The following is a 9,738-nucleotide window of genomic DNA, read 5'->3' on the forward strand; positions in this document are numbered from 1 at the left end:
TTTCTAACTGAAGCTCACGAGCCAGGATCAATAATTTTCTTCCCACATCATTTCCGGAGAGATCTTCGCGGGCATCAGGCTCGGTATATCCTAATCTTCCGGCTTTTCGCAGTACATCAGAAAACTTCTCTTTATTTTCAGAATATGTATTAAAAATGAAGCTCAACGAACCGGAAAAAACCCCACGAATTTTGGTCACCTTTTCTCCCGCCTGGTGCAAGCCCTGTACGGTTTGTACAATTGGCAAACCGGCGCCCACATTGGTTTCATAGTAAAAATACTTACCGTGGTAATCTAATTCTTTTCGTAATTTGTTATAGAATTCGGCAGAAAGTGTGTTCGCAACTTTATTGGCGGCTACCAGGTTAAAGCCATTTTGTATTAACCGAATATAAATTTCAACAAATTCCTTGCTGGCCGTGGCATCTATTGCTATAAGATGTTCCAGGTCATTTTCTTTGGTGAAATCCAGGATATCTTCCAGTTTGTACTTTTCGGAAGATTTTTTAAAATCTTTTTTCCAGTTTTCTGAAATACCTTCAGCATTAAAAAGCGCTTTTTTTGAATTGGCAATCACAGGAATATTTACAGAAACCCCCGAATGCTTTTCCCATTGTTTTTTTGCGTCGAGTAATTGCTGAATTAAGGTACTTCCTACATTACCTATTCCAAACAAGATGATGTTCACTTTTTTCATTTTTTATATTGTTGGTTTTAAATACGGGTTTTAAAAATCTGGACAGTTGCGAGGCTTCTATTAAAAAAGCATCGTGCCCGTGAATTGATCTTATTTCGTGAATACTTACATTATTTTTAATCAGGGAAAGGTTTACATAAGTTTCCCAATTCTCATCGGCCAGGAAAAACCAGTCAGAATTCACTGTTACAATATGAATATTTCCCTCAATTTTCTTTGCGACTTCCAGGTAATTACCGCTGCCTTTGCTAATGTCTATAGTAGTTAGCAAGTGGTTCATAAATTTATAGGAAGCGAGTTGAAAACGTTCTTCCAGTTTAACACCATGATATTGCAACCAGCCTTCTACTTTATAGCAAGGTTTTATTTCTTCTTTTGTTCTGTTAAATTTCTTACTTAAAGATTGCGGAGTACGATAAAAGGTCATTGCATGCATTCTTGCATCTTTCACCGGCTCTTTAGAGTTATTAAGAATTTGCTCCTGCACTTTACAGTTTGCCAAAACCCAATCTGTGGCTTTATAATCTGTGGCAATAGGAATAATATTTTCAGCTAGATCAGGTTTTAAAGCGGCTAGTTCCCAGGCGAGTGCGCCGCCTATTGAGCCTCCAATTATGGCAAAAAGTTTCTCAATTTTTAATTGCTGAAGTGCTAAAACCTGGATTCTTGCAATATCTCTAAGCGTAAATTCTTTATAATTTTCAATTAAATGTTCTTTTTTTCCGTTGAAACCATTACCCGGAATATTAAAAGCCAGAATGCTGAATTTTTCGGTATCAATACATTTTTGAGGCCCCACAATTTTGGTCCACCAGCCAAGCTTTCCCGTAATTTGAGAGTTACCCGTAAGCGCATGATTTATTAAAACCACCGGCGCCGTTTCTGGGTTTTTCCCAAATTGCTGAAAGCTCAAATAAATATCCTGAACCGTTCCCGCGGAATTTTCAAAATCTTTTAAACAGAGTTCCTGAAGCATTTTTTTCGTTTTTTGATTTAGAAAGAGCAAAAGGAAAAAGACTTAACCTGGCTGCTTTTTCCTTTGCCTTTCCACCAACAATAAATTATACCAGAGCTTTTTTCTCAATTTTAGCAAAAGCTTCTTTTAAATCTGTTTTTAAATCTTCAACATCTTCCAGCCCAACCGATATACGAATAAGGTCTTGTGTAACTCCAGCAGTAGCCTGTTGTTTTTCGTCCAGTTGCTGGTGTGTAGTACTTGCCGGATGAATAATTAGTGATTTCGTATCTCCAATATTGGCAACGAGGGAGAAAAGTTTGGTTTCATCGGCTACAACTTTAGCCGATTCAAAGCCTCCTTCAACTCCAAAAGTCACTACGCCGCTTTGCCCTTTAGAAAGATACTCTTTAGCGAGTTTATTGTATTTACTGCTCTCCAGCCCAGGGTAGTTTACCCATTTTACTTCTTTTTGCTGTTCCAGCCAGGTGGCCAGTTCCAAAGCATTCTGACTATGCTGCTTTATCCTTATTTCAAGAGTTTCTAAACCCTGTAAAATCTGAAAAGCATTGTACGGACTTAAAGCCGCGCCGTGATCTCGAAGCCCTTCAATTCTCACTTTTGCAATAAATGCGGCTTCTTTTAAGGCTTCGTGGTAAACTAGCCCGTGATAACCCGGTGAAGGTTCAGTGAATTCGGGGAATTTCCCATTTGCCCAGTTAAAATTACCGGCGTCTATAATGGCACCTCCAAGTGAAGTTCCGTTACCGCTAATATATTTGGTAAGCGATTCAATTACAATATCGGCGCCGTGCTCTATAGGTTTTAGCAAAGAAGGTGTAGCCACGGTATTATCCACTATAAATGGAACCTTGAGCGCGTTGGCTTCAGCAGAAATTGCTTTAAGGTCCAGAACATCAAGCTTCGGGTTTCCAAGCGATTCTACAAAAATGGCACGCGTGTTTTCTTTTGCAGCCTTTTTAAAATTTTCTGGATATTCAGGGTCTACAAAGGTGGTTGTAATTCCAAATCTTGGTAAAGTTACACTTAGTAGATTATAAGTTCCTCCATATAAACTACTGGATGCTACAATATGATCTCCAGATTTTAAAAGCGTTAAAAGCGTGGTATTAATTGCAGCTGTGCCTGAAGCTGTAACTACAGCTGCTATCCCGCCTTCCAGTGCTGCAAGACGTTGTTCTAAAATATCGTTAGTAGGATTATTTAATCGGGTGTAGATATAACCGGGTTCTGCCAGGGAAAAGAGATTGGCAGCGTGATCTGAATTATTAAAAACATAAGAAGTTGTTTGGTAAATTGGTACTGCCCTTGTTCCTCCGTTTTTTTTTGTATCGTGACCTGCGTGTAATGCGTTTGTTGAAAATTTTTGAGTACTCATAATTTCTAATTTTTTAAAGTTTTGCTTCTATTTTGAAAGCTTGATTATGTTTTTGTTATGGATTTCCGCCTTCACGGAAATGACGGTGTTTTAAATAAAAAAGTCCCCTTAAGTAGCTATTACCAAGGGGACCTTTTAATTGAACTCTAAACAAACTAAGTTACATTCGGTTTTGGCAATAGCAATTCATGTGTTGCATACACATACACATCATCATAGTGCGCATCATCATTTTATTTATTGCCTTAATCATCATATTTGTTTTTGTAATTCCCATACCGATGGGAATCTAATTTTTACTAACCTATTTTCTTAATCTGGATTTCCGCCTCCGCGGAAATGACTAAGTTTTAAATAAAAAAAAAGCCGCTGCGATTGGCAGCGGCTTTTTGCAATTTATCTCTTTTCAGAATTAAGCAATTGAGCGCGCTGCGGAAGTTTTCCACATCATCATACGCATCATATTGCAAATTATCTGGTACATTTCGTTGTTTTGTTGGTTACAAAGATAAGGGCAGAAATTTTTAATAACCAAATCCAAACTTCACTTTTACGAAAAATAAATTTTTATTCCTTTAAACTGATTAATCAATAATTTAATGGCTGTAAAATTATTTATTATCTATTTTTATCTAAAACACAAACCTAATTAGCTATATTTCAGAAGTATAAAACTATAATTTTATACGCTATAAATTGAAGTCGAAATTTTAAAGTCTTCAACCCTATAAAAAAGAAAGTTAAAGAAAGTATGAGTTTGGGTTATTTTTATACATTTGTAACCGAATTATTAAAGGGAAGGATTTGACTGATTGCAACCCTTTTATGCTTTTTAAAGTATAAGAAAAATGCTAAAGCAGTATCACTACTCCCTTAGCTTTTCGTCAAATTCAACCCGTATTTTTTAAAATAAATTAAAAATATGGCTTATTTATTTACTTCAGAAAGTGTTTCTGAAGGACACCCCGATAAAATCGCCGATCAGATTAGCGATACCTTACTCGATAATTTCCTTGCTTTTGATGAAAATTCTAAAGTCGCCTGCGAAACTTTAGTAACTACCGGCCAGGTGGTGCTTGCCGGTGAAGTAAGAAGCGACACTTATTTAGACGTTCAAAACATTGCCCGGGAAGTAATTAATGATATTGGTTATACTAAAGGAGCATACAAATTTAGTGGTGATTCTTGTGGCGTAATCTCTTTAATCCACGAACAATCCCAGGAAATTTACCAGGGTGTAGATCGTGAAAATAAGGAGGAACAGGGCGCCGGAGACCAGGGAATGATGTTTGGTTACGCCACCAACGAAACCGAAAACTATATGCCGCTGGCTTTAGATATTTCTCACAAAATACTTATTGAGCTGGCAAAATTAAGACGCGAAGGCAAAGATATCCCCTACTTACGTCCCGATTCTAAAAGCCAGGTTACTATAGAATATAGTGACGATAATGTGCCGCAAAAAATTGTGGCTATTGTGGTTTCTACCCAGCACGACGATTTTGATGAAGATGATGATGCTATGTTGAAAAAGATCAAGAAAGATATTCTTGAAATTCTTATTCCACGGGTAAAACAACAATTACCAGATTATGTTCAGAAACTTTTTAATGATGATATTACTTATCATATAAATCCTACCGGAAAGTTTGTTATTGGGGGGCCTCACGGGGACGCGGGACTTACCGGAAGAAAAATTATTGTAGACACCTACGGCGGAAAAGGCGCGCACGGTGGTGGTGCATTCTCGGGAAAAGACCCAAGTAAAGTCGACCGATCGGCTGCTTATGCATCGCGTCACGTTGCCAAAAACCTGGTTGCCGCCGGGCTTGCAGACGAAGTTTTAGTACAGGTTTCTTATGCGATTGGGGTGGTAGAACCTACTTCAATTTCAGTAGAAACTTATGGTACTTCCAAAGTGGATATGAAGGATGGGGAAATTGCAAAAAAAGTAGCCCAGATATTTGATATGCGCCCCTGGGCCATAGAAAATCGTCTAAAACTTAGGAGTCCTATCTATCGTGAAACTGCTGCTTACGGGCATATGGGGAAAGAACCAAGAACGGTCACTAAAATCTTTAAAAGTCCATATTCTGGGGAAGTAAAAAAGGAAGTAGAACTTTTTACCTGGGAAAAACTGGATTATGTAGACAAGGTGAAGGAAGCCTTTAGTCTCTAAATTCTAAGCCATAATTATTACTTAAATACCGCTGCATTCAGCGGTATTTTTTTTTGACGTTTTCTTCGGAAAGCTTTAACAACCGGACGCAGTTTTAATTCCTAATTTTAGAATTCCACCAATCAAACACCTTATGTCCGTTTTTAGAAAAGTAAGAAACACCATCAACCTATTAAAGTCGGTTGATATGGATCAATTAGCGAAAATTAATAAGCAGATAGACCTTTCAGAAGCGATGAAAAGTTTAGGCCAGTTAGATGAGCGTCAACTCAAGGGTTTGATGAAAATGTTAAAAACCAAGCAGAAAAAAGGCCAGAGTGACCTTCCTCCCATTACCGGCGATTTTTACAATTTAGACCTTAAACTTACCGAGGAGCAGCGCAAGCTCCAAATGGAGGTGCGAAATTTTATGGAAGATGAAGTTAGGCCGTTGGTAAACGACCATTGGAATCGTGCTAAATTTCCTCACGAAATTATTGAGAAATTCAAGAAACTAAATATTACCGGTGTGCCTTACGAAGGTTATGGCTGCCCAAATCTTCCTTTTTTAATGGAAGGTATTATAGCACAGGAAATTGCACGTGTAGATGTTTCTATTTCAACTTTTTTCGGCGTACATAGCGGCCTGGCAATGGGATCTATCTACCTATGCGGAAGTGAAGAACAAAAGCAGGAATGGCTTCCGAAGATGCAAAAATTAGATGCTATTGGTGCCTTTGGATTAACAGAACCCAATGTTGGCTCTGGTGTGGCCGGCGGACTTGAAACTACATGCAAGTTTGACGGTGAAAACTGGATTTTAAACGGACAGAAAAAATGGATTGGGAACGCCACTTTTGCTGATGTAATTATTATTTGGGCGCGGGATGTAGACAGCAACCAGGTTAAAGGATTCCTGGTAAGAAAAGGAAATCCTGGTTATAAAGCAGAAAAAATGGAAGATAAAATGGCCTTGCGAATTGTGCAGAATGCCATTATAACTTTAACCGATTGTGTAATACCCGAAAGTGACAGGTTACAAAAAGCAGATTCCTTTAAAGATACTGCAAAAGTACTTAGAATGACTCGTGCTGGAGTAGCCTGGCAGGCGGTTGGTTGCGCCCGGGGCGCGTATGAAAGCGCTTTAAAATACACCAGGAAAAGAGAACAGTTTGGGAGACCAATTGCTTCTTACCAGTTAATTCAAAATCATTTAGTAGAAATGGTTTCCAATCTTACCGCAATGCAAACACTGGTTTTTAGGCTTTCTGAAATGCAGGATGCCGACTTACTAACAGATGAACACGCATCTTTGGCGAAGGTTTTTTGTAGTATGCGTACCAGGGATGTGGTAAGCCGTGCCCGCGAAGTTATGGGCGGCAATGGTATTCTACTAGAACACGATGTTGCCCGTTTTGTAGCCGATGCCGAAGCCATTTATAGTTACGAAGGAACAAAAGAAATTAATTCGCTAATTGTAGGCCGTGCCATTACGGGATACAGTGCTTTTGTAAGTTAAATATTAACCATTCAAAAATAAAGAATAGAATGTCATTATTAATTGTTAGTCCGGGTAAAGACCCGAAAGCTTGGGTTGAAGCTTTAAAAAATCAACATCCGGGTTTAAATATTTACGTGTATCCAGAAGATCACGATAAAGAAGAGGTAGAATTTGCCTTAACCTGGAATCATCCCCGTGGAATCTTTCAAAATTATCCCAATTTAAAAGTCGTTGCTTCTATGGGAGCCGGGGTAGATCATATTACCAGCGATCAGGAACTTCCCGAAAATATAAAAATCACTAAAGTGGTAGACGATCGGCTGGAACAAGATATGGGAACCTTTGTACTTACCCTTATTCTTGCGCACCAAAGAAATTTACTCCATTACAGGGAAAGCCAAATAAACGAAAAATGGGAACCTGTTTCTTATACTCGCAATAACGATGTAAAAGTTGGGATCTTGGGGATAGGTAACCTTGGGCAAAGCGTGGCCAATAATTTATTAAAAAATGGCTTCCAGGTAATAGGATTTTCCAGGCATAAAAAAGAATTTGAAAACGTAGAAAGCTTTGCCGGAGAAGATGAATTTGATGAGTTTTTGGAGCAGTCTGATATCCTGGTAAATATGCTTCCTTTAACTCCCGATACCGAAAAAATACTCAATAAAGAATTATTCGAAAAATTACCCAAAGGCGCATACGTAATTAATGTTGCCCGTGGTGAACATTTAGTGGAGCAGGATTTACTGGCAAAAGTAGACGATGGCCATCTTTCTGGTGCGGCATTAGATGTATTTTGGGAAGAGCCAATAAGAGACGAGCATCCATTTTGGAAACATCCAAAAATAAGGATAACACCGCATATTGCCAGCGTTACTCATCCAAACTCTGTAGTGCCGCAAATTATTGAGAATTATGAAAGATTGCAGGATGAAGAAGAACTTAAGAACGTGGTAGAACGAGATAGAGGTTATTAATTAAAATATCAGCGTATGAAAACTTTCAAAAACATTTTGGTTGCAGTAGATTTTAATGATGCCGTTGGAGAACTTATGGCATACGCTGAAAGTATAGCAGAAAAATTCGGGGCTAAGATCTGGGTGGTTCACGTAGCCGCCCCAGATCCCGATTTTGCCGGTTTTGATGCCGGCCCGCAATATATTAGAGATATGCGAGCCGATGAATTAAGAGACGAGCACAAAGAATTACAGCAAATTCGCGATATGTTTATTGATAAAAATATAGAATCTGATGCGCTTTTAATTCAGGGCTCTACTGTTGAAACCGTATTGCAAGAAGCCAAAAAGCTTAAAGCCGATATTTTAATTGTAGGTACTCACAAACACAGTTTCTTCTATAATCTTTTTGCTGAAAGTGTGTCGGTAGAATTGTTTAAAAATGCCGAAATCCCGGTGCTTTCCATTCCTATTGAAGAAGAAAAATAATTTCCTATAAATCAAAATCTTATTTCTGAAATTAAGCACTAATTTTTTTATTAAATCACTTCAGGATAGATTACTCAGCTGGATTATACTTTTTTACTGAATTAATTTCTTTTAATTTTATTGATTGAAATAACTCACAATGATCAGTAAAGAAGATTTTACCAAACTACATTTAGAAATTTCACCATACCTACACCGCACCCCGGTACTAACTTCAGATTTATTAAACAAATTAGCCGAAACTGAAATTTTCTTTAAGTGTGAGAATTTTCAGAAAATGGGTGCTTTTAAAATGCGAGGTGCAACTGCTGCAATCCTGGCTTTAAGCGAAAAAGAAAGAGCGAAAGGCGTGGTAACACATTCGTCCGGTAACTTTGCGCAGGCAGTTTCGTTATCGGCTAAAAATTTGGGAATCCCGGCTTATATCGTGATGCCATCTTCGGCTCCACAGGTTAAAAAAGATGCGGTAAAAACTTACGGCGGACAAATTACCGAGTGTGAGCCCAACATAAAAGCTCGCAAAACTGCGGCCGAAAAGATTCAAAAAGAAACCGGTGCCACTTTTCTGCATCCTTCAAATGACCTAAATGTAATTTATGGCCAGGGAACCGCGGCAAAAGAACTCCTTGAAGATTTTCCTGATCTGGATATAATTATTACATCCGTTGGTGGCGGTGGACTTATAGCCGGAACCGCGCTGGCCGTAGATTTTTATGCTGAAAAATGTAAAACCATTGGTGCCGAGCCATTTGAAGTTGACGATGCTTATCGATCTCTGAAATCCGGGAAAATCGAAACCAATTCCAGCACCAATACAATTGCTGATGGATTAAAAACCCAGCTTGGAGATAAGAATTTCCCTATAATTCAAAAGTTTGTTTCTGAAATTATACGAGTTGAAGAAGATGATATCATTACGGCTATGAAACTCATTTGGGAACGAATGAAGATTGTAGTTGAACCCTCTGCCGCCGTAGCATTTGCGGCAGTTTTACGGGAAAAAGAAAAATTTCACGGAAAAAGGGTGGGAATTATCATTTCGGGAGGTAATGTAGATCTAAGTAATTTACCTTTTTAAATTTCCCTGTTCTCCATTAAAAAACTCACCGTTACTAAAAGTTGCCCAACGTGTCGCTGACTATGCTCTGCCGCGTGAAAAAGCAAACCGATTACCGTTGAAGGCAGTTCCTTTCTGCCTACCGATCTATATTCGGTTAAAATATTTTCAGGTGTTTTTTTAAGAAAATCAATCGCTTCATTTACTTTTTCCTGAAATTTCTGAACAAGAAATTCCACAGAAATATCGTTATTTGGTTTTCCTTCATCTTTTAAATACTGAAACTGATTTTTCGATAATTTTTCGGCTTTATTATAGGTTAGCATTCTATCTATCACTCCGGTTAAGTGTTGCAGATGAAATCCTACTGAAGCACGACCGGCAGGCTTTTCCCAAAGCAATTCTTCTGGAAAATCCTGCATATATTTTTCCACCTCTTCGCCAGATTGTAATAAAGCTTGAGCGGCGGGCTGTAGTAAATCTGGAACATCAGGAATTTTTCCCCGTAACCACACTTCAGGTCTAT

At 38.3% G+C, this 9,738-nt stretch carries 8 protein-coding genes and 1 pseudogene; 5 read left to right on the forward strand and 4 right to left on the reverse strand.

Annotation, left to right across the window (positions count from 1 at the left end; translation table 11 throughout):
- From AACZ30_RS10930 to AACZ30_RS10940, 3 genes and pseudogenes are all read right to left on the reverse strand, one after another.
- A pseudogene (locus AACZ30_RS10930) lies at nucleotides 1-697 on the reverse strand (aspartate kinase); the annotation flags it as partial.
- Nucleotides 660-1,673, reverse strand: coding sequence for an alpha/beta fold hydrolase (locus tag AACZ30_RS10935; protein ID WP_075324807.1), 1,014 nt, complete (start codon nucleotides 1,671-1,673; stop codon nucleotides 660-662). The pseudogene AACZ30_RS10930 and the gene AACZ30_RS10935, both read right to left, overlap by 38 nt.
- 85 nt (nucleotides 1,674-1,758) lie before the next feature.
- Nucleotides 1,759-3,051, reverse strand: a complete 1,293-nt coding sequence (locus tag AACZ30_RS10940; RefSeq protein ID WP_075324808.1) for an O-acetylhomoserine aminocarboxypropyltransferase/cysteine synthase family protein — start codon at nucleotides 3,049-3,051, stop codon at nucleotides 1,759-1,761.
- A 922-nt stretch (nucleotides 3,052-3,973) separates the two neighbouring features.
- On the opposite strand from AACZ30_RS10940, the gene metK reads away from it, so the two are divergent.
- From metK to AACZ30_RS10965, 5 genes are all read left to right on the forward strand, one after another.
- On the forward strand, nucleotides 3,974-5,230 hold the full coding sequence (metK, locus tag AACZ30_RS10945) for a methionine adenosyltransferase (protein ID WP_075324809.1): 1,257 nt from the start codon (nucleotides 3,974-3,976) through the stop codon (nucleotides 5,228-5,230).
- 133 nt (nucleotides 5,231-5,363) lie between these two features.
- On the forward strand, nucleotides 5,364-6,728 hold the full coding sequence (locus AACZ30_RS10950; protein ID WP_075324810.1) for an acyl-CoA dehydrogenase family protein: 1,365 nt from the start codon (nucleotides 5,364-5,366) through the stop codon (nucleotides 6,726-6,728).
- 29 nt (nucleotides 6,729-6,757) lie between these two features.
- Complete coding sequence (locus tag AACZ30_RS10955; protein WP_075324811.1) at nucleotides 6,758-7,687, forward strand: glyoxylate/hydroxypyruvate reductase A; 930 nt, start codon at nucleotides 6,758-6,760, stop codon at nucleotides 7,685-7,687.
- A 15-nt stretch (nucleotides 7,688-7,702) separates the two neighbouring features.
- A complete protein-coding gene (locus AACZ30_RS10960; RefSeq protein ID WP_075324812.1) occupies nucleotides 7,703-8,155 on the forward strand; it encodes a universal stress protein in 453 nt (150 codons plus the stop codon).
- A gap of 139 nt (nucleotides 8,156-8,294) precedes the next feature.
- Entirely contained in the window at nucleotides 8,295-9,233 is a 939-nt protein-coding gene (locus tag AACZ30_RS10965) for a pyridoxal-phosphate dependent enzyme (protein ID WP_339649341.1), read from the forward strand.
- Here the strand turns inward: AACZ30_RS10965 and AACZ30_RS10970 are convergent.
- Nucleotides 9,230-9,738 (reverse strand): DinB family protein (locus tag AACZ30_RS10970; RefSeq protein WP_339649344.1); only part of this gene is annotated, 509 nt, incomplete at its 5' end. The two genes, AACZ30_RS10965 and AACZ30_RS10970, sit on opposite strands and share 4 nt — an antisense overlap.

The sequence above is a fragment of the uncultured Salegentibacter sp. genome (genome assembly GCF_963972535.1).
GTDB lineage: Bacteria > Bacteroidota > Bacteroidia > Flavobacteriales > Flavobacteriaceae > Salegentibacter.